This is a genomic window from Flavobacterium sp. 9 (assembly GCF_002754195.1).
Classification (GTDB): Bacteria; Bacteroidota; Bacteroidia; order Flavobacteriales; family Flavobacteriaceae; genus Flavobacterium.
Genome location: NZ_PEEU01000001.1, coordinates 5,492,638 through 5,514,259 on the forward strand (window position 1 = coordinate 5,492,638; position 21,622 = coordinate 5,514,259).

15 protein-coding genes are annotated in these 21,622 nt (G+C 35.3%); 3 read left to right on the forward strand and 12 right to left on the reverse strand.

Going from position 1 to position 21,622, the window contains the following annotated elements; all coding sequences use genetic code 11:
- Positions 1 to 217: 217 nt before the first annotated feature.
- The 6 genes from CLU81_RS23005 to CLU81_RS23030 form a co-directional block, all read right to left on the reverse strand.
- On the reverse strand, positions 218 to 1,564 hold the full coding sequence (locus CLU81_RS23005; RefSeq protein ID WP_099711957.1) for a DUF3526 domain-containing protein: 1,347 nt from the start codon (positions 1,562 to 1,564) through the stop codon (positions 218 to 220).
- Between the two features lies 1 nt (position 1,565).
- Positions 1,566 to 3,017 (reverse strand): DUF3526 domain-containing protein, encoded by a 1,452-nt coding sequence (locus CLU81_RS23010; RefSeq protein ID WP_099711958.1) that lies wholly within the window; start codon positions 3,015 to 3,017, stop codon positions 1,566 to 1,568.
- Between the two features lie 5 nt (positions 3,018 to 3,022).
- Complete coding sequence (locus tag CLU81_RS23015) at positions 3,023 to 5,311, reverse strand: TonB-dependent siderophore receptor (protein WP_099711959.1); 2,289 nt, start codon at positions 5,309 to 5,311, stop codon at positions 3,023 to 3,025.
- A 32-nt stretch (positions 5,312 to 5,343) separates the two neighbouring features.
- A complete protein-coding gene (locus CLU81_RS23020; RefSeq protein ID WP_099711960.1) occupies positions 5,344 to 6,039 on the reverse strand; it encodes an ABC transporter ATP-binding protein in 696 nt (231 codons plus the stop codon).
- Positions 6,040 to 6,476: 437 nt separating this feature from the next.
- Positions 6,477 to 6,827: a hypothetical protein gene (locus CLU81_RS23025; RefSeq protein ID WP_199174588.1), complete on the reverse strand. Its 351-nt coding sequence runs from the start codon at positions 6,825 to 6,827 to the stop codon at positions 6,477 to 6,479.
- A 142-nt stretch (positions 6,828 to 6,969) separates the two neighbouring features.
- Positions 6,970 to 7,404, reverse strand: a complete 435-nt coding sequence (locus tag CLU81_RS23030) for a DUF1810 domain-containing protein (protein WP_099711961.1) — start codon at positions 7,402 to 7,404, stop codon at positions 6,970 to 6,972.
- 595 nt (positions 7,405 to 7,999) lie between these two features.
- Between CLU81_RS23030 and CLU81_RS23035 the strand changes: the two genes are divergently transcribed.
- Positions 8,000 to 8,749, forward strand: a complete 750-nt coding sequence (locus CLU81_RS23035; RefSeq protein WP_099711962.1) for a 4-hydroxy-tetrahydrodipicolinate reductase — start codon at positions 8,000 to 8,002, stop codon at positions 8,747 to 8,749.
- 386 nt (positions 8,750 to 9,135) lie between these two features.
- Here the strand turns inward: CLU81_RS23035 and CLU81_RS23040 are convergent, their stop codons facing one another.
- The 5 genes from CLU81_RS23040 to CLU81_RS23060 form a co-directional block, all read right to left on the reverse strand.
- Positions 9,136 to 9,882: a succinate dehydrogenase/fumarate reductase iron-sulfur subunit gene (locus tag CLU81_RS23040; protein ID WP_099711963.1), complete on the reverse strand. Its 747-nt coding sequence runs from the start codon at positions 9,880 to 9,882 to the stop codon at positions 9,136 to 9,138.
- Positions 9,883 to 9,952: 70 nt separating this feature from the next.
- Positions 9,953 to 11,863 carry a fumarate reductase/succinate dehydrogenase flavoprotein subunit gene (locus CLU81_RS23045; RefSeq protein WP_099711964.1) on the reverse strand — a complete coding sequence of 637 codons (1,911 nt, stop codon included), beginning with the start codon at positions 11,861 to 11,863 and terminating at the stop codon, positions 9,953 to 9,955.
- Positions 11,864 to 12,018: 155 nt separating this feature from the next.
- Positions 12,019 to 14,937 carry a PQQ-dependent sugar dehydrogenase gene (locus CLU81_RS23050; protein ID WP_099711965.1) on the reverse strand — a complete coding sequence of 973 codons (2,919 nt, stop codon included), beginning with the start codon at positions 14,935 to 14,937 and terminating at the stop codon, positions 12,019 to 12,021.
- A 157-nt stretch (positions 14,938 to 15,094) separates the two neighbouring features.
- Positions 15,095 to 16,195, reverse strand: a complete 1,101-nt coding sequence (locus CLU81_RS23055; RefSeq protein ID WP_099711966.1) for a hypothetical protein — start codon at positions 16,193 to 16,195, stop codon at positions 15,095 to 15,097.
- Between the two features lie 143 nt (positions 16,196 to 16,338).
- Positions 16,339 to 16,716: a helix-turn-helix domain-containing protein gene (locus tag CLU81_RS23060; RefSeq protein ID WP_099711967.1), complete on the reverse strand. Its 378-nt coding sequence runs from the start codon at positions 16,714 to 16,716 to the stop codon at positions 16,339 to 16,341.
- Between the two features lie 107 nt (positions 16,717 to 16,823).
- Here CLU81_RS23060 and CLU81_RS23065 point away from each other — a divergent pair, with 107 nt between their 5' ends.
- Positions 16,824 to 17,435, forward strand: coding sequence for an FMN-dependent NADH-azoreductase (locus CLU81_RS23065; protein WP_099711968.1), 612 nt, complete (start codon positions 16,824 to 16,826; stop codon positions 17,433 to 17,435).
- Positions 17,436 to 17,603: 168 nt separating this feature from the next.
- On the opposite strand, the gene CLU81_RS23070 is transcribed toward CLU81_RS23065, so the two are convergent.
- Positions 17,604 to 18,884, reverse strand: a complete 1,281-nt coding sequence (locus CLU81_RS23070; RefSeq protein WP_099711969.1) for an acetyl-CoA C-acetyltransferase — start codon at positions 18,882 to 18,884, stop codon at positions 17,604 to 17,606.
- Between the two features lie 220 nt (positions 18,885 to 19,104).
- Between CLU81_RS23070 and CLU81_RS23075 the strand changes: the two genes are divergently transcribed.
- Positions 19,105 to 21,480 carry a TonB-dependent receptor gene (locus CLU81_RS23075; protein WP_233209752.1) on the forward strand — a complete coding sequence of 792 codons (2,376 nt, stop codon included), beginning with the start codon at positions 19,105 to 19,107 and terminating at the stop codon, positions 21,478 to 21,480.
- Positions 21,481 to 21,622: the final 142 nt, after the last annotated feature.

The following is a 21,622-nucleotide window of genomic DNA, read 5'->3' on the forward strand; positions in this document are numbered from 1 at the left end:
CAACGTGGATTTTACCGCAAAGCACGCAAAGTTTTTTGTTATGCTGGTTTTTATAAAAAAGCAAAGTCCGCAAAGCTTTGTCTAATACCTTTGCGAACTTTGCGTAAACCTTTGCGTTCTTTGCGGTAAAAAAAATGCACAAAATCCGCAAAGCTTTGTCTAAAACCTTTGCGAACTTTGCGTAAACCTTTGCGCTCTTTGCGGTTAAAAAAAACGGTTAAATAATATTGCTTTTAAAATTCCTCCATCCAAAACCAATCAACAATAAATTGAAAAGTAATAAAGGCAAAAACGCTTTCATAAAACTTATTTCTGAAGGATCACTAAATGTTTCAACTTTAAATTTAGACCAGTTTTCTTTATTTACAGCTGCATTATCGAAGATTTTTGGATAGAAATACAAACGGAGTTTTTCATGAAAATGCTTGGTTTCTTTCAAAAACAAAAGCTGATTTCCTATGTCGGATTTAGCAATTTCGTTCAATTGAATCTGAGTATGTAAAGTGGGAATAAATTGCGCAATCAATTGGCTTGCTTTGTTTCGTTGTTGCAATTTAGACTCTAATTCTCTCGATTGTTTTGCCGAATCGTCGTCGCCCGCTTGTTGCATCGCATAATACCAAAGCCAGCTAAACTCGGCGTTTGGCAAAGGATAATGCTTGAATTGTGGATAATGATTGTAGAATTTATCCATCGTGATTTTTTTATCCATATCCCATTTTTCATGATAAGCATTTCGTTGTTTTACAGTCAATTCGAGAGCTTCGGGAATTGGATATTTATTGACAATATAAGTGTTGATTGTTGCTGGTAAAATGATAATTAGAAACAACCAAATCGTCAATAAAATAACCGCATTAAAGTTCGAATGTTGTTGTAATGAAACGATAAAAAAGCTTACGGCAAACCAAAAAAGAATGTAGAGAATTGCTATTGTGTAAAAAGTAAAAAGTGCTTGGTTAAATGGAATATTCAGAAACAATATTGCTATAAAAAGTACGATCGTCAATAACGCAATCAAGGTTAAAATTCGAATATAAAATAACTTCAAAATGTATAGAAAAGTGTTTTGGCTTTGAGTCGCGACAATTTTCCAGGTTCCGCTTTCTTTTTCTTCCGAAATCAAATTATAAGAGAAAGCAATAATCAAAAGTGGAAAAAGGTAAATCAATACAAAGCCAAAATCGATATTTCCGGACAAAAGATTATTCGGATTATTGAGTTCTGAATCATATTTCTGAGCTTCAAGACCACGAATTGTAACACTTTGAATCGACGGATTTACATCGCGCTGACCAATTGCCAAACTATTAATTGGCAATGTTTTATTGACCAAAGAAAACTTGATATAATAGAGTAGAAGTCCAATTTCGTCTTTGTGAAAAGCAGCATTTCTCGCAATATGTTCTTTTTGATAAATTGCCGCTTCGGTGATATTATTTTGTTGTTTTTGTTGAAACTGTTGTCCAATTAAAAGACTTATAAAACAGATAATCAATAGAAATATCAGCCCAATTTTGGTTCCTTTTGATCGGATGAAATTTTTAAAAAGTAATGCTAACATATTAAATGGCTTTAAGGTTTTTAGCGGCAATTCGGATGAAAATAAACAACAATATAATCCAGAGAAAAATGGAGATAAGCGCAATAATTTCAGATTTCAAAACATCCTGAATTCCTTTTGGTTCATAATGAAATTCCTCGAGATCAGCCCAATGTTCTTTGCCAATTGTCAGAGGTTTATCCGTTGGTTTTGGCTTATTATTACTGATATATTTTACCTGCAATGCATTCATTTTTTGCGCCATTGTATAGCGATAATCTTCAGCTTGTTTCTGGAAATCGATATACGAATCATAATCTGTATTGGATAATCCCATCGATAAATTTTTGATTGCGATGTACGGATTTATAAAAGAAATCGTCTTAGAAAAACTGTTTTGCTTTTCATAAACCTTCAATAGATTTTCTAAATGCTGATTGTAAATTTTAGAACTTATTTTCTCGCCTTCGGTCATAATAAATCCCGAATAATTAAAAGGAAGTTTCTGTACAGAATTGACTTTGTAAATACGCAAAAGCGAATCTTTAATAGCTTTATAATGCAAATCATTTGGATTATGACTGTCGCCTTGTTTCAGAATATCTTTCTCAATATCGCTATTGAATGGTATTTTAGAAGGCGCTTCATAAATATAAGCTCCGATTGCCTGAGTGGTTCTTGGCAGAATTATCGTGAAAACCAGCCAAATTCCAATCAATGAAATCAGCGCTTTTTTTGATGTTTTGCTTGACGCCGAAATTAAAACGGAAATAACGCAAAAGAACATCAGATAGATAAAATGAAAGAGAATAAATAATACCATTTTGATTGTTTCATCGGCAGAAATGCTAAAATTTTGAAGTAATAACCAGATAAAAACAAGTACGATAATTGTTGGCAGAAAAAGCATCATAATAACAGAAGCAATTCCTAATGTTTTACCAATTAAAAGCTGTTTCCAATTGATTCCCTGACTTAAAAGCAGTTTTAAGGTTCCGTTTTCTCTTTCGGCTGCGACCGAATTAAAGCCTAAGAAAAAGATCAATAAAGGCAATAAAACCTGCAAAACCATCGCAATACTGATTTCTCCAAAACGAAGCATACTATTTGAAAATCCCGCTTCAGAGAAATTGGCTGTATTTTGTTTGTGCGCTTCCAGAAATATTGCATTTCCAAAAAACGGTTCCATTCCAAATTCAAAAACACTCAAAGGCGTACTTTTTCTGAAGGCAAAATTTCCGTAATGCGCCATTCTATGTGGGTTTTTATCTGGATTTCTCAACCAGTCTTCTCTTGATTCATGTTGGTATTTCTCGCTGGTTTCGTTTTGGTTGGTATAATTTTCCCAACCCGAAAACGCAGCATAAAGCAAAATAAGACCAATAAAAAGCGTGATAATAAATACCGCTTTATTCTTAAATACCGAGTTCTTTAAATGCTTGGCGATTAAAATTTCTATGTGTAATGATTTCATACCAATTAAAATTTATAAGTTACAGTAAGGCTGAAATTTCTTGGTGCTCCGGGAAATAATCTCAAATAATTCTGTGCACCTAACCAATATGTTTTGTTGAATAAATTGCCTGCATTCAAAGCAATTTGCATATTACTTTTGTTGGGTTTGTAATATAAAGCGGCGTCAAAAACGGTGAAATCCGGAAGCGTGAAAGCTCTTGTAAACCAAGGCACTTTGCTGCTTTGATATTGCATCCCAAAACCAACGCCCAAATCCTTCAAACCTGAATCTGAATTAAAATTATAGCGCGTCCATAAATTGGCGCTATTTTTTGGTGTGTTTTGTTTTCTGGCACCAATTAATGAAGGATCGCGATCGTTAGTAATTTTAGCATCTATATAACTGTACGAAGCATTTATTTGCCAATCCGGAGTGATATAACCCGCAAGATCGCACTCAAAACCACGGCTTCTTTCAGCGCCTCTTGTTACCAATAAATCCGGATTTGCAGGATCGTTGGCATTCATTAGAATATTACGCTGATTGATTTCGTAAACCGCTGCATTAAAGCTTATTGAATTATTAAAGAATGTCGCTTTTACACCAACTTCTTTCAGATTACTTTCAAGGGGATCAAATAGACTTCCAGCGGGTAAACTTCCCGTTTGAGGCATTAAAGTCACCGTATTCGATTGTGGCTGATAACCTTCAAGATAAGTCGTGTAGACATTAATTTCGTTGTTAATCGCATACGTAAGTCCTACACGTGGCAACAATGCCGATTTTTTGACCGTCAATTCCTTGTTGGTTTCATAATTGGTAATGTCCTCAAACCATTCGTTTCGTAAACCCAACAAAAAGGTGAATTTTTCCCACTGAATCTGATCCTGAATATAAATTGCATTTGTAGTCGTCAACGCAGACGGCAATGCAGTTCTGACATTTAGCGTGTAATCTTCAGGACTTGTTAAGGTGTAAACAGGATTGTTTAAATTGAAATAATTGACATTTGGTTTTGGCAAAACGACGCCATCAATTGTTGTCGTTTGGTAATTGGCAGCGTTTGCGGCAACAAAAGTACTTGCCACAGTTCCGTCTTTTAGCAAATAACCTCTTGCCGCATTTTGTCCGCCGCCTTTGGTTTTGTTCCAACTGCTTAAATCGTAACCTGCCAGTAGTTTATGTTTTAGTTTTCCTGTTTTTAAATCAAAATTAAAATAAGTACTCAAATTGTCAATGTCCCAATATTGTTGACGTTGTACAAATTGCATCATCGCCAGACTTGTAACAGGTTTATTGTTCATATCGACCGCAAAAGCATTTGTAGTTCTGTGTTCCTGAAGGTTTTCGGTCCAGGTTTGTTTCATATATTGGGCATTAAATCCAATTTTAGAATTGAATTTATGAGTGAAATTCGTCATCAAAATCATTTCTTTCGATTTAAAGAAATCACTTGGAGCGCCTAGATTTAAGCTAATTGGTGTTTGATTTAGATTCGTAACTCCGGCAACAGCGCCAAAAATTGGTTGTCCGCGATCTAGAGTTCCTGTCATGTTGCTTAAAATCAATTCGGTATTAATCGCTGTTTTCTCATTCGGAATATAACTGAACGATGGAGAAATCAAAAACGATTTATTACTCACCAAATCCCGAAATGATTTTGCTTCCTGATACGCACCGTTTACACGATATAATAAGGTTTTAGATTCGTTAAGCGGTCCTGTAAAGTCAAGAGTTCCGCGTAAAGTGCTAAAACTTCCTACGCTCAAACTCACTTCTTTTCGGTTAACTGCCAGAGGTTTTTTAGTTACCAAATTAATGCTTCCGCCAGGATCAACTGAAGAAAATGTGGCGCTCGAAGGACCTTTTATAACTTCGACGCGTTCGATATTATTGGTTAAAGGCTGCAGAAAATAATATTGGCGTGTTCGCATTCCGTTTACAATCTGACCTTCTTCGTTTTGACTAATTCCGCGAATGGTATATTGATTGTAATAACTCGCCGGAATTACGCCACTTGCCATTTTTACGGCGTCAGCAAGATAAAAAGCGCCTTTGTCAGCAATTAATTCCTTTGTTATTGTCGAGATAGATTGCGGAATATCTTTATTCAAAGCGGCCGTTTTTGTCGCTGCAAAAGAATAATCGCTATTGTATTTTTTAGTCGAACGACCAATGATTTCAACAGTTTGAAGTTCATTTCGTTTAATAGAATCCTGGGCAATACTATCGTTTACTTTTTTATTTATGTTTTGCGATTGAATAAACTGCGAACTGCTGAATACCAATAGCATTAAAATTGTATGTTTCATTTTTTTGGTTGGTTTTGAAAATGCTATTTCTTTTATACAGTTTGTAAATACAAGTTTTCGAGTTCGTTTGCCGATATTTTATCAGCTTCGATCACCGTTACTAAATTGCCTTGTTTCATGATTCCAATATGTGTAGCAACTTCTCTGGCTCTGAAAATATCGTGCGTTGCCATTAATATTGCCGTTCCGTCTGCCGAAAGTTCTTTCAGGATTTGAGAAAATTCGTTTGAAGCTTTCGGGTCTAATCCGCTTGTGGGTTCGTCCAGTAATAATACTTTGGCTCTTTTGGCAATCGCAATGGCAATGCCTACTTTTTGGCGCATTCCTTTAGAATATCCGCCAAGATTCTGGTCGTGCGCTTTGAGTTGTAAACCAGCTTTTGAGAGAAAATAAGTCAATTCTCCAGATGAATATTTGAATCCGGCGAGTGAGGAGAAGAATTTCAGGTTTTCTAAACCGCTCAAATTTGGATATAACATTACCGTTTCAGGAATATAAGCGACATATTCTTTGGTTTTTGAAGCATTTTCTATAACCGATATATTATTGATTTTAAGTTCTCCGCCTGTTGGCTCGATAAAACCTAAAAAGAGATTAATTGTTGTTGTTTTTCCGGCACCATTCTGACCTAAAAGCGCAAAGATTTCGCCTTGTTTAATGGTTAAATTTAATTTGTTTAAGGCAACATAATCGCCGTATTTTTTCGTAAGATTCTCAGCTATAAGCATAGTTTTTATGTATTTGGGTGATTTTTTAGTTTTCGATCGCAGGATTTTAGTCGCTGTTTTTGATACAACGATGATTTTAAAATTGGAGTAGGAGGAATGGATAGTTTACAACTATTGTAATAGAAGAATTTCTATTGGAAGATGAAGAATAAGGATTTGTTGTTTAGATAAATTAGAAAGAAATAACCAATCACTATAAAATATTGTCACATAGCCAACGGTTTCTACCGTTGAAGCGCATTTCATTTCTTGCATTTTATTATCAATTACAAGCTCTCCCAAGGTTGAAACCTTGGGCTATGTTTGAAATAGCATAAATAGAGAGAATTTGAATTCTTTCTTTGGCTTTGAATAATATAAATGCTTAATTTTTATGGTTTAACATTTACTGCTGAACCATAAGAGATATTCTTCTTCTTCGAATAAAATGTAGTAAACTATAAAATAGAAGGTGGTGCTCTAAGGGCAAAAAGACTGCCTTTAAAGAAGTTTGAAGACGCTTTTGTATAAAAGAATACATAAGAGGTTTCAGTAATTACTTTATGAAATGATAAAGTTTGAAATGAATTGGGAATAAAAGTGCTGAACGCAAAATGACAAACGTGACAATTATTGTCTACAGAATGGCTGTGTGTAATTTGCTTTTGTCCATCAACAGAATTGTGGTGACACTGTTTTTCAGTTAGTTGTCTGTAAACATGTTCGTAAGAATGTATGGTCTGAAACAGCATTGCGAACAATACGGTTAAAGACATAAAAAGATTAATTAAGACAATTTTCTTTTTCATTCTTGTTTTGGCAATCAGCGTGTTTACTCGACTTTCTGAGTTATTAACTAACGCAACTTGGTTGCAAATATAGTTTTCTTATTTAGAAATACACTAAAAAGGAATAATTTTTTAGCTATTTTCTCAGACGACTATATCAGGTTTAGAAATTACTATACAATAATTGAAGCGTATGAAAATCTGAAGAACCATCAAAATATTTGTCCAATACTTCTTCAAATATTGGTTCAGAATTTTGAATACTGGCGAATAATGTCATGCACGATTGCAGTTTTTCATCATCTGGATTTCCGAATATATCTGCAGCAGTTTTTTCGTCTGTTTTGATTAATTCAGATGTAATTTCCAATAGATGTTTTCCCAGAATTGGATGTTCTAAAAACGCAATTGCTTCGTCAGCATTTTTAATTTCGTAAAATTTTGAGGTATCGCAGGAACCAAGCCCTTTTATCTGAGGAAAAATAAACCACATCCAAGGAGATTCTTTTTTTCCTTTTTTAATTTCGGAAAGTGCCGATAGGTATAATTTATTTTGTGCGTCTAAAAAACGTACTAATTCTTTATTGTTGTAGGCCATTATTTGCTGATTTTATTTGGGGTCAATCAGGTCGTAAAACTACTGAAAATATGTTAAGTTGTACATTCGTATTAACATTTTTGCATCTATTTTTTTAAAATATAGTAAGTAAATAATATCCTGTAGTATTAATCGGAAAATTTTATTTTAATGTCAAAGATTAAAAGTTTTTTTAGTGATTTATGATAATCTCGCAAAGACGCAAAGTCGCAAAGTTTTTTTTGTAAGTTATAAATTTGGCGACTTTGCGACTTTGCGCGAAATTCTCGGTGCTACATCAAAAAAAACTTAATAAATAATCTCGCAAAGGCGCAAAGACGCAAAGTTTTTTTATTCTAGATTGTAAACTTAGCGGCCTTTGCGAAAAACCTTTGCAACTTTGCGGTTAAAAAAAATTCACAATATTATTCCTATTAACAAGGCTCTTTTTTGTTACAAAACTCAATAATAGTTAGTCTTCCCGTGATAATATCCCTATTTTTACTAATAGAGGATAATTATCGACTTAGATAATAATTAAATTTTTGATTTGGCATGAACTTCAAAATATGTCAATTTCTATTAACGAGCATATCGCTCAATAAAAAAATAAATTATGAAAATAGGACTAATCGGATTCGGAAAAACTGGAAAATCAGTAGCATCAATACTACTCGAAAACAATAAATTTTGCCTGGAATGGGTTTTAAGACAAAGCACTGTTTTAGAACACAGATCAGTTCCGGAATTTTTTGGTGTTCAGTCAGACGAACCGGGATTAATTTACTCTAGTTCCAAAACTTCGGTAGAAGAATTGCTGGACAAACATCCGGTTGATGTAATTATCGATTTTTCGTCAAGCGAAGGAATCTATACTTATGGTGAAATTGCAGCAAATCGAAAGGTTAAAATTATCTCGGCAATTTCTCATTATAAAGATAAAGAACTTCAATTATTAAAGAAATTAGCGCATAAAACAACCGTTTTTTGGTCTCCAAATATTACTTTGGGAGTGAATTATTTACTTTTTGCAGCCAAGTTTCTAAAGAAAATTGCGCCTTGGGTTGATATTGAAGTCAATGAAGAACATTTTAAAAAGAAAGAAGGAACTTCAGGAACGGCGGTTAAAATTGCTGAAGCTTTAGATGTTGACAAAGACAATATAAACTCAGTTAGAGCTGGAGGAATCGTCGGAAAACACGAAGTTATATTTGGATTTCCGTATCAAACGGTTCGTCTTATTCACGAATCGATTTCAAGAGAAGCATTTGGTAACGGAGTTGTTTTTGTTGCAGAAAACTTAGAAAACAAGAAAAAAGGATTGTATAATTTTGAAGATATTTTGACGCCTTATTTTGCAATTTAATTAAAATAAAGCTCAAGAAATAATCTCGCAAAGTCACGAAGTCGCAAAGCTTTTTATTGTAAGTTTTGAATTTCGCGCCTTTGCGACTTTGCGTGCAATTCTCGATGCTGCGTCAAAAAAACTTAAAAAAATAATCTCGCAAAGTCGCGAAGTCGCAAAGTTTTTTGTTTTAAGAAACTTGTTGGGATTTACTTTGAGATTGAAATATAATTTTTAAAAATATTTATTTAACACATAGAAACAGAGCGAGTATGGGGCAAAAAGGCTTCAAAAAAAGAACTGCATTTCTCTCAAAAAGATTGTTATGCTTATTTTTATTAATTGAAATGCCATTTTTTGAGTTACAATATCAATGTTTCTATGTGTTTTAAATAAATAATATGTTGTTATTTTCTAAAAATTAAAGCTTTAGCATATTCTGAATTCATTTTTGCAATGGAAAGAATGGAAATACCTTGCGGACATTCTATTTCGCAAGCTCTTGTGTCTGAGCAATTTCCAAAACCTTCTGCATCCATTTGACTTACCATCGTTAAAACTCTTTTTGAAGCTTCAATTTTTCCTTGCGGAAGCAAAGCCAAATGCGTGATTTTTGCTCCAACAAATAATGCGGCACTTGCGTTTTTGCAAGTTGCAACACAAGCTCCACATCCTATACAAGCGGCAGCATCAAAGGAAGCTTCAGCAGTTTCATAAGATATCGGAATACTATTTGCTTCGGGCGCCTGACCCGTTGAAGCGCCAATAAAACCGCCTGCTTCAATTATAGAATCAAAAGCGGATCGATTGATTTTTAAATCCCTTAAAACCGGAAAAGCTTTTGCTCGAAAAGGTTCAATATAAATCGTATCGCCATTTTTAAAACTTCTCATATGAAGCTGACAAGTTGTAGTGTTTTTTAATGGTCCATGCGCTCGTCCGTCAATCATAACGCCACATTGACCACAAATCCCTTCTCTGCAATCGTGATCAAATTCTATAACGCGTTCTTTTTTCTGAATAAGAGATTCATTCAAAAGATCGAGCATTTCGAGAAAAGACATATGCTCAGAAACATTATCAATTTCATAATCTACCATTTCTCCTTTGGAAGAAGTATTAAGTTGTCGCCATATTTTAAGATATAGTTTCATAGGTAATTATTAATTATAAATTGTTAATTGTTAATTATGAATTATTGGATCTTTAATTAACGTTCAATAATTATTTGTAACTTCTCACAGCAAGTTGAACGGATTCGAATACTAAAGGTTCTTTGTGTAATTCCGGTAATTGTTGTTTTCCTTTCCATTCCCAAGCCGAAACGTAACAGAAATCCTTATCATTTCGAACCGCTTCGCCATCAGGAGTTTGATATTCTTCTCGAAAGTGCGCGCCACAGGATTCTTCTCTTTGCAGAGCATCGTGACACATTAATTCGGCGAGTTCTATATAATCTGCAATGCGTCCGGCTTTTTCAAGTTCACTGTTAACTGTATCATCTCCAGTAATTAAAAGGTCTTTTTCAAAAGAATCTTTTAGTAATTTGATTTCGTTTAAGGCATCTTCCAGTTTTTCTTTACTTCTCGAAAGACCACATTTTTCATAGAGTAATCTTCCAATTTTTTTATGGAAATAATCTGTCGAAAGTGTTCCTTTACTATTCAAAAATTTATCTAATTGTGCTCTTACTGAAGTTTCGGCTTCGTCAAAAGCAGGATGATTTATATCAGATTTTGGAGCATTTAATTCTCCTGCCAAATAATTCGGAATTGTGTAAGGCGCAATAAAATAACCGTCTACACAAGCTTGAAGCAATGAATTTGCGCCAAGTCTATTCGCGCCATGATCGGCAAAATTAGCTTCTCCAAGAGCAAATAATCCTGGAATTGTACTCATTAATTCATAGTCAACCCAAAGTCCGCCCATTGTAAAATGCGCTGAAGGCGAAATTAGCATTGGTTCTTTGTAGGCATTGATTCCGGTAATTTTCTCGTACATCGCAAAAAGATTGCTGTATTTGGCTTCGATTTTATCTTTTCCCTGCGTTTTTATAGCATCGGAGAAATCCAGATAAATAGCATTTTTCATTGGTCCAACGCCATGTCCGGCATCAATTTGTTCTTTTGCAGCTCTTGAGGAAATATCGCGTGGAGCAAGATTTCCAAAAGAAGGATATTTGCGTTCCAGATAATAGTCGCGTTCTTCTTCGGGAATTGTATTTGGATCTCGGTCGTCTTTGGCAGTTTTCGGAACCCAGATTCGGCCGTCATTACGCAAAGATTCCGACATTAAAGTCAATTTAGACTGATTTTCTCCATGTTGCGGAAGTGAAGTAGGATGAAACTGAATCCAGCTTACTCCAGCCATATAAGCGCCTTTTTTGTGTGCCCGCCAAATTGCCGAACTATTACAACCCATTGCCAATGTTGACAGATAATATACTTTGCCATAACCTCCGGAAGCTAAAACGACAGCATCAGCAACGTGACGCTCGAGTTCTCCGGTTTCAAGATTTCGTGCAATAATACCTTTGGCTTTTCCGTCAATAACGACCAATTCCAGCATTTCATGTCGCGTATGCATCGCTACTTTTCCTAATGAAACCTGACGTAATAAAGCCTGATAAGCTCCCAGTAAAAGCTGTTGTCCCGTTTGTCCGCGAGCATAAAAAGTTCTCGAAACCTGAACACCTCCAAAAGAACGATTATTAAGATATCCGGCATATTCTCTGGCAAAAGGAACGCCTTGTGCAACGGCATGATCAATTAAATGTGCAGAACATTCCGCCAGACGGTAAACATTTGCTTCACGTGATCTAAAATCGCCACCTTTTATAGTGTCGTAAAACATTCTGTAAGTACTGTCTCCGTCGTTTTTGTAATTTTTTGCAGCATTAACTCCGCCTTGAGCAGCCACAGAATGTGCTCTTCTTGGAGAATCCTGAAAACAAAATGATTTGATATTGTAACCTTGTTCAGCCAATGATGCAGCGCATGAAGCTCCTGCAAGACCAGTTCCTACGACTATAATGTTTAGTTTTTTTCTATTTGCGGGGTTTACAAGCTTAGCTTTTGCTTTATAATTATTCCATTTTTCAGCTAGAGGACCTTCTGGTATTTTTGAGTCGATCATTTTGGTTTTATTTAAAATGAAACTTGTCTTTAAGAAGCTGTAATTTACTACAAAAAAATGAATTTTAAAACAAAAAAAGGTTATGATTTAAAAAATGCCCTGAGAAAAATAAGAATTCTTTACAGGGCATTATTTGTATTTAGAAAAGTAAACTATTATTGTTTGCCTATCGAAATTGCTTTACTGGCAGCATTTGTTTTTACAAAATAGATTCCTGTTGGATGTTCTGAAATCGAAATTACACTTCCGCTTCCTTGTTTTATTTTAGTTCCTGAAGCCGAATAAACGGTCCATTCCAACTCTTTTGACAAATGAAATATTCCCGTTGATGGATTTGGAAAAACGATGATTTTATTCGATTCTCCATTTGGGTTTTCAATACCAAGATTGCAATTGTGTACCATATATGCAACTTCTTTTTTATTGTCTCCAGCAGTATTACTAACGGTTAAGGAAACTGTTTTTGTTCCTTCGGTTGAATAAATTACGCTGTGAGGGCCAATTCCTGTTGCGGTTGCCGGTGTTGCGCTTTCGCCAAAATTCCACAGATAATTATCAACAGTTCCAAGTGAAACAGACGTGAAAGTAACTGCCGTATTCAGACATCCCATTTGAGTATTTACCTCAAAATCTGCAACTGGAGCGGTTGTACTTCCGGTTAGGACAAATTCCATTTTATTGACGTTGATATCTCCTTCTTCAAAAAATAAAGTAATAACACGTGTTCCTTGCGTTAAAGCAATATTAGGAATTGTAACGGTTTGCCACGCCTGAAATCCTGTAGTATTTGGAATATTTACAGTTCCTGTAACATTTACTCCGTCAACTTCAAGATGTAATTTTCGATTTGCATAAGGCGATGCAATTCTTAAAAGGATATTGTAAGTTCCGGTGGTATTTACTTTTGAAGTGTATTTAAGCCATTCATTTTTGCCAACATAAGCAAGGTTAAATCCGCCTTCATTGCAAGCTTCAGTTCCTACGCCATCTCCAGCTCTGTAAGCAGTATCGCCACCGCCATTAATGTCAAGAAAAGCGCTTGGACCAACATCGTAATTTTCGGCTTCAATTGTACCCGGAATTTGCGCTACGGTTCCTAAATATGGTGCATTAAGAAGTGTTGTTGCAGTATAAACAGCGGTATAAGTTGCAGTTCCTGTTGCCGGAGCTTTGAAGGTTTGATTGGCAGCTCCGCCATGATCCCAATGGTCAAAATCATATCTGATATTATTGATGTATTGTGGAGTAGGAGCGTTTAAAGTTTGCAATGCTGCATTTGCCACAACTTGTTTTGTTAACGGCGCTGTAACAGGTTTCTGATTGAATTCGAGAGCTAATAAAGCCGGCGAACTTGTAACCGTCACATCGACTAAATTAGGTTTAATATCAACAAAAGTTGAAGCTGTTAAACCATTGCTATCGGTAACTTTTACTGTAAATCGATACCATACATTTGGCGTTTTTTCACCTTGATTTGATGCTGTAAAATCACCTGATTTTGCACCTTGCGGACTTGCTCCGGGATGCGAATGACCTGAACCTGGAATGTCTTCGTGAAAAAGATCAATATTCCATGAAAAAGCGCTTGCAGGTAATGTTCCGTCTTCTATATCTGTTGCTGTTGCTTCAAAGTGTATAAGATCATCAGCATTCCATTTTAAAGTTGGCAAAGGTGAAACGATCGTAACTGTTGGCGCATTGCTAAAAGGTGTCACCGTTAAAGTCGCGGGATCACTAGTTGCATTGCCAGCAGTATTAGAAACTATAACATGATAATCGCCTGCATTTGCATTGGTTACATTTGCAATAGTATATGTTGCGGCGTTTGCTCCGGGAATATTTACATTGTTAAATTGCCATTGATACGAAAGTCCAACGCCACTTGCAGAAACTGTAAAAGTTACGGGAGTTGTTTGCATAATGGTTTGCGAAACGGGATGATTTACGATAGTTGGAGCGGCAGTTGCAATATAATCCAGCTTAATTAGTGAACCGTTATTTCCGTAAGCACAATAATAAATGTACCCGTCGTTGCCCAACATCATTCCGAGTGCTTGCTGTTGTGGCGCCGAATAGAATTCGGTAGAAACAGGATCAGCAACGTTTGGATCAAACCAACGAATTGCATTTCGAACAAAATCTTTGATAATAAATTTCCCCTGAAGATCAGGATAACGAGAAGTTGTCGGGTTATAAAGTAAGCCGTTTGTTAAAGCATTTCCAATACTTCCGGTTGCGTATGTAAAAATCGGATTGGTAAATAAATTGGTTTCAGTTTGTTTTCCGTCACCGCCTTGAGGATGTCCCCAAGCGTAGTTGCGAATTGTGGGATTGCTAATTTCGTTGATTTCTTCCCAAGAAGTTCCAACATCCAAAACAAATAATTTATTGGACGTTTTATTGGCTACAAGTCTCCACGGATTTCTGAAACCATAAACCCAGATACTTTGTCTTTGTACAGAACCACTTCCATAGAAGGGATTTCCTGGCGCAGGTTGTCCGTCTTCGGTTAGTCGAAGTATTTTACCTTTGTAAGTGTCAAGATCCTGAGAATTTGTGTTTTGCTGACTATCTCCAACGGTTACGTAAAGAAATCCATTAAAGAATTTCAGATCGCCGCCATTATGAAAACCGCCACCAATAGGCTCTAATAATAAAATTTCCTGTCGGCTTACAACCTGATTGGCATTGTCGATTTTTATTCTCTCTATTCGATGTCTGATTACGCCATCATTTATAGAGTAAAACACATAAATATAACCGTTTGTAGCAAAATCAGGATGCAAAGTTAAGCCAAGTAAACCTTGTTCATTATCTGTTACGGTTTGAACGGTAAAGACGGTTGAAACGGCATTATTTTGAAATACTTTGACAATTCCGCCTCTTTCAGCAATAAAAATTCGTCCATCAGAAGATTGTTCCAGCGAAAGTCCTTCTTTAATAACCGCTGTAGGAGCAAGGTTTTGTGTGATATATTGACAAGTTCCGTGCAGGGAAAGCAATAAAAAGAAAGTGCACAATAAAGGCGTTAACATTCGCCTTTTTAGAAAATAAGCAAGTAGATTTTTTTTCATAATTATTAAGAATGAATTTATAATTTGGGTAACCAAATGTAAACTTTTCTTAATAATTATTTTAGTTTCTTATATTGTGTTTTTTTGTAATTTATTGATTATTAGGTATTATTGATTTTGTTGTGTAAGGATTTGATGTATTCTTTAGCTAAAAATATTATTTGATAAATTTTTCTACATTCGGAATTTTCTTTAATGATTTGGTGTTTTCTTCGAGAATTTTGGCTGCAGCCTGATTTATTTTACTTGCCGGAATTGTTTTCCATTTGTCTAAGTTCTTTTCGTAATCAGTATTAAATAAAAAACGGGATAAATCTCTGATAACACAGTAAGCCGCAATAGAATGGCCGTTATCGCTGTCGTAATTTCCATTATTTATAAAAGACTGTATTCTTTTGTAAAGTCCGTCCTCAGAGTAAAGTGATAACTCCGTCAGTTTTCCTCTGTATTCTAAATCGGCAGAACCAACACCTTTTAATTTTGGGAATAATTTATAATCAGCAAAATGTCTGCCTTCATGGCCAATATAACTTACTCTGAAGGTTTCTGATTTTAAATCGTATGCTTTTTTTACACAAAATAAAGCTTCCTGAGTTGCCCAACCTGCAGGATAATAACGTCCTAAAGTGGCGTATTCGCTCCAGCCTAAGGTTATAAAATCATCCATAAAGTAGATTTTGATTGGAGTTTCTTTTCCTTCATAATTCACTTTATAGACTGTATCTTTTTCAGTTTTCCAGACTAATAAATCATAAAGTCCGCCGGTTTTTCCAAAACCAGTTGTATGATAGCCTAAGTTTGAGATGTATTTTTTTTGATAGACATTGATACTGTCTTCGTTAAGTGGTAAGTTTTTTGCAGCCGGAAGATTTTTTTTAAGAAAATTGGCAACATTTTTCATAATCAGAGTATCAGTTTTCTTTTCTTTATTTAAGAAAGAGAATCTCCAGTAATCTCTGTAAATTTTTAAAAGCTCGTCTATTTTTGATTTTCGGGTTTCCAGGAAATCACTTTTATCTGCTGCAAACTTAAATCGGTTTTCGAAATTGGTTTTGAATTTTAAGTCTTTCTGCGCTATTTTTTTAGTGGGATCAATTTCAAGTAAAGGCAAAGCTTGTTTAGGATTTCCGTCTAATGCGAGCGCATAAATTTTAGTATAATCGAGTTTTATACTGTCATTTGGAGTAGTTTGAGCATTTGTTTTCGAAAATGAAAAGAAATTCAAAATCAGTAATGTAGCTAGTTTTATGGTTTTCATAATAAAAATATCAAGTTGATTTTATGACTTTTTTATTATAGAGACGACTTTTTTGATTTTGTTACACTTTTGGTTCTTATTTTATTAAAAAATTAAACCCGACAGGTTTTTAAAACCTGTCGGGTTTGGATTTTGTTAACTATCTAATGTCCAATGATTTCTTTTCTGTGCAAAGTTCCCCATTCGTTTAATGCGCCAATGACATTATATAATGTGTGGCTGTGTTCTGTTCTTGCGTATTCTACAGTTGGCGGAAAAGTATCATAGACAGTTCTGGTAACCAGTTTGTTTATCTCCAGATCTTTAAGTTCTTTCGAAAGCATTTTATCTGTGATTCCGTTTATATCTTTCGAAATCTCCTTAAATCGTTTCGGTCGGTTTGACAATGCAATTAAAATTGGCAATTTCCATCTTCCGCTTAAAACTTCCAAAGCATCTCTTACCGGTAATAATGCTGCGAGACATTCTTCCGGTTGATGTCCACAAGGCATTTCTTCTGTTAATTCACTCTTTGTTTTCATATGTATTGCGTTACTATCCTCAAGGATAGCGCTATCCTTGAGGATAGTACTATAAAAGAGATAGCAAATGTAGATAAGTTTGTATCGTAAACAAAATAATTATAAAAATGAGTAAAAAGATTCTGAATATAGTAACAAGCATCAAAGGAGATGCTTCATTTAGCAACAAATTATCGAATGCTATTCTTGATAAACTGAAAGCGGAATACAGCGAAATCGAGGTTCAAACGCTTGATCTTTCTAAAACGCCTTTGCCTTATTTGAGCGAATTGGATATTAATGCTTTTTATACTCCGGCAGATCAACATACAGAAGCTCAGAAAGAGACGCTGAAATATTCGGATGCAGCAACAAAAGATGTTTTAGAAGCTGATGTTATTGTTATTGGTGTGCCACTTTACAATTTTGGGATTCCGGCAGTTTTAAAAGGCTGGATCGATCAGGTTGCGAGAGCAGGAAAGACTTTTAGCTATGATGAGAATGGGCCAAAAGGATTATTGACGAATAAAAAAGTGTTTTTAGCGATTGCTTCGGGCGCTATTTTTTCTGAAGGACCTTATAAAAGTTATGATTTTTCTGAGCCGTATTTGCGCGCTGTATTAGGTTTCTTAGGTATAACCGATGTTACTGTTTTTCGCGTAGAAGGAACTGCTATTCCTGATTTTGCCGAAAATGCTTTACCTAAAGCGTTGTCTGCAGTTGAAGAATTTGCTTTTTAAAGTAAAAACTACGAGAGTTGGACATTTTCGTATGTAGTAAACCCGACAGGTTTTTGGAACTTGTCGGGTTTTGTTTTTTTTATATATAATCTTTGTCATCCTGAGCGAAGTCAAAGACTTAAACGAAAGTAGGTATGGGCTTCGACTTCGCTCAGCCTGACAATAGTATTATTTCTCAATAATCATCGTAACACCTTGTCCTCCGGCGGCACAAATTGAAACAAATCCTCTTCCGGAACCTTTTTCGTTTAATAATTTAGCCATTACGCCAATTATTCTTCCGCCTGTTGCGGCAAAAGGATGTGCGGCGGCAAGACTACTTCCTTTTACGTTTAGTTTTTCTCTGTCGATTGCGCCAAGAGGTTTTTTAAGCCCTATTTGAGCGCTTAATTCCGGACTTTCCCAGATTTTTAAAGTTGCGAGAACTTGTGCTGCAAAAGCTTCGTGAATTTCATAATAATCAAAATCCTGCAAAGTCAAACCTGCTTTTTCCAGCATTCTGCTTGCTGCAAATAATGGCGCTAATAAAAGGTTTTGCTGATTTTTGACGTACTCAATTGCTGCAATTTCGGCAAAAGAAATATAAGCCAGAATAGGAAGTCCTTGTGCTTTTGCCCATTCTTCGCTTGCCAAAAGTATGCATGACGCGCCATCTGTAAGCGGAGTAGAATTTCCTGCTGTCAAAGTTCCGTTTACTTTATCGAATGCGGGTTTTAGTTTTGCCAGTTTTTCAATTGTGCTGTCTCTTCGAAGGTTATTGTCTTTTTCAAGTCCATTAAACGGAGTTATCATATCATCAAAAAAGCCTTCGTCGTACGCTTTTGTCATATTCAAATGACTTCTGAGCGCAAAGTTATCCTGATCTTCACGGGAGATTTGATAATGTTTAGCCGTAATTTCGGTATGGCCACCCATCGAAAGTCCGGTTTGTGATTCTTCGTTTTTAGGAACTAATGGCGACAAATCTTTTGGACGAAGTTTTAGAAACAACTTAATTTTTTCGCCTAATGATTTTGCTTGTCTGGCATTCAATAAAATCTTTCTGAGTTTTTCGCTTACAGCAATTGGCATATCACTAATCGAATCAACGCCGCCTGCAATTCCGGATTCTATTTGCCCCAGAGCAATTTTATTCGCAATATAAATGGCACTTTCTATTCCGGTGTCACAAGCTTGTTGCAAATCACAAGCCGGAGTTGCGGGATCAAGAGCTGTTTTCATGACACATTCTCTGATCAGATTATTATCATAAGTATGTTTAATTACAGCTCCTCCGGCAACTTCGCCTAACAATTTACCTTCAAGATTATATTTGGTAATAAGTCCGTTTAGGGCAGCGGTCATCATTTCTGTATTTCCAACTTCGGCGTAAGCGGTATTTGCCCTTGCAAACGGAATTCGATTGTAACCTACTATGGCTACTTTTCTAACTGTACTGGTATTATTCATAATATGAGGTTTGTTTTTGGAAGTTCCTTTTTAAATTTTTCAAGCTTAAAGATAAGCAGACTTATTTATAATTGGAGTTTTTGTAAGATAATATTGTTTTAACTTTTTGAGAGGGTTATAGGTGTTTATTTTTATTTAGAATAATTAAAAATAATCTTGTTTAAGAAATATTTAGCATTTACTTTTGCACGAAATTCAAAACCAATTAAAAATGAATATAATGACCCTAAAAAAAGTTTTACTTAGTCTTATGTTTCTAACTTCATTGCAAATGATGAGTCAGGAACTTGGAAAAATAACAGGAAAGATTTCGCTAAGCGGAAATGTTCCTGCAGAGAATATTACTGTTGTTCTGAAAGGAACAAGATATGTTGCCACCACCAATGAAGACGGGCAATATGAGATTAAAAACGTAAAACCTGCAACTTACATAATTATTATAAGATCTGTTGGAATTCATAAGGTTGAAGACCAAATTGTGGTTACTGCAAAACAAACAACGACTAAAAACTTTACACTTTCTGAAAGTCAGGAAGATCTTGATGAAGTTGTGATTACAAAAAATAAATACAAACAAGACAAGCCTTCATTATCTTTAAGATTGCAGACTCCTGTTCTTGAAATTCCTCAAAATATTCAGATTGTAAGTGCTCAGACTTTAAAAGATCAGCAAATTACAAGTATGAGCGATGGAGTTATCAGAAACGTGAGTGGAGCCGTGCGTCTGGAACACTGGGGAGATTTGTATACTAATATTACGATGCGTGGTTCTCAAATTCAGGCTTTCCGTAATGGTTTTAATGTGGTTTCTTCTTTCTGGGGACCTCTTACGGAAGATATGAGTTTTGTAGATCATATTGAATTTGTAAAAGGACCTGCTGGATTTATGCTTTCGAGCGGTGATCCAAGTGGACTTTATAATGTGGTTACTAAAAAACCAACGGGAATTACTAAAGGTGAAGTTTCAGTATTAGGCGGAAGCTATGATTTTTACAGAGTTAGTATTGATCTTGATGGAAAATTAGATAAAAAAGGAAAATTATTATATAGATTCAACGGAGCGGCTCAAAATAAAGGTTCGCATCGTGCTTTCGAACACAACAATCGTTATGTAATTGCTCCGGTAATTTCATACCAAATTGATGATAAAACGAAACTTACGGCGGAATATAATTTTCAATATGCAAACATGACCGAGGTTGGTTCTTACTACGTATTCGGGCCTAAATCTGAAGGTTATGCGACTTTGCCAGTTGGATTTACAATGATGCAGCCAGGATTGCCTGATACTAATATTCAGGATCATAGCGGATATCTTATGTTCGAACATAAGTTTGATGATAACTGGAAATTGACAGCGCAAACGACTTATTTTAAATATCTTCAGCAAGGATATAGTTCTTGGCCAAGCGCTGTTGGTTCAGACGATGATGCTCTTGGAAAGGGGAATATCATTAGAAATGTTGGAATCTGGGATGCAGAAAGTAATATGTATTTAGGTCAGATATTTGTAAACGGAAAGTTCAATACAGGATCAATTACACACAAAATATTAGGAGGTTTAGATTTAGGAAGTAAAGATTATATGGCTGATTGGGGACAATCTCATAATCTTGATACACCTGCTAATCCGTTTAATGTTTATAATCCAAATTATGGAACTCCTTCAAATGGTTTTCCGAATTTCGATCATACAACACCGCTTTCAGTAAGAGCTGGTGGAAAAATGAGCTCAGAGTATGCAGCGGCATATATTCAGGAAGAAGTTGGTTTTTTTAGAAACAGACTTAGAGTTACTGTAGCAGGAAGATATACCTGGATTAGTCAGACAAGCTGGGGAGAAACTCAGGCAGATAGTCATATCACGCCGCGTATTGGTATTAGTGCTTCTATAACGGAGGATCTTGCGGTTTACGGATTATATGATCAGGCGTTTTTACCGCAATCGGGTATTATTAAAAATGGAGATAAAGTAAAACCGTTAACCGGAAATAATATAGAATTTGGTGTTAAAAAAGATTGGTTTGACGGATCTTGGAATACCTCATTATCGGTTTATCGCATCATAAAAGAAAATGAACTTACAGCTGATCCTATGAATGGACCAAAAGATATTTACAAAATTGTTTTGGGAGAAAAAAGAGCAGAAGGTGTTGAATTTGATGTAAGAGGAAAATTATTAGACGGACTTAATCTTATAGCAAATTATGCTTTTACAGAATCAATAGTAACGAGTTCAAATATTTTGAAAGTAGGTTCTGTTGTTCCGGGATATTCTAAACATACTGCAAATGCATGGTTAAATTATACGCTTCAAAGCGGAAAACTTAAAGGTTTAGGAGCGTCTATTGGCGGTACTTATCTTGCAGGCCGTCAAACGGATACGTGGAGTGAAGGTGGAGAAAGATTACCAAACTATTTCAAACTTGACGGAGGTTTATCTTATGAAACCGGAAAGATAAAAGTTACGGCTAACGTATTCAATATTTTAGATAAATATCTTTATAGTGGATCTTATTATGAATGGCTTTCGGCTTATTATTGGCAAACAGAAGCACCAAGAAATTTTAGAGTTGGTGTAACTTATAAATTCTAATTTTTTTTAGCCCACGTATTTGGCGGATTCAAACGGATTTTCGCAGGTTTTTTAATTTGATAATCTATATGAAAATAAAAAGCATCAGTTTCGGCTGATGCTTTTTTTATGTTTAGAAGTTTTAGCCTCCGGATTGCACGGA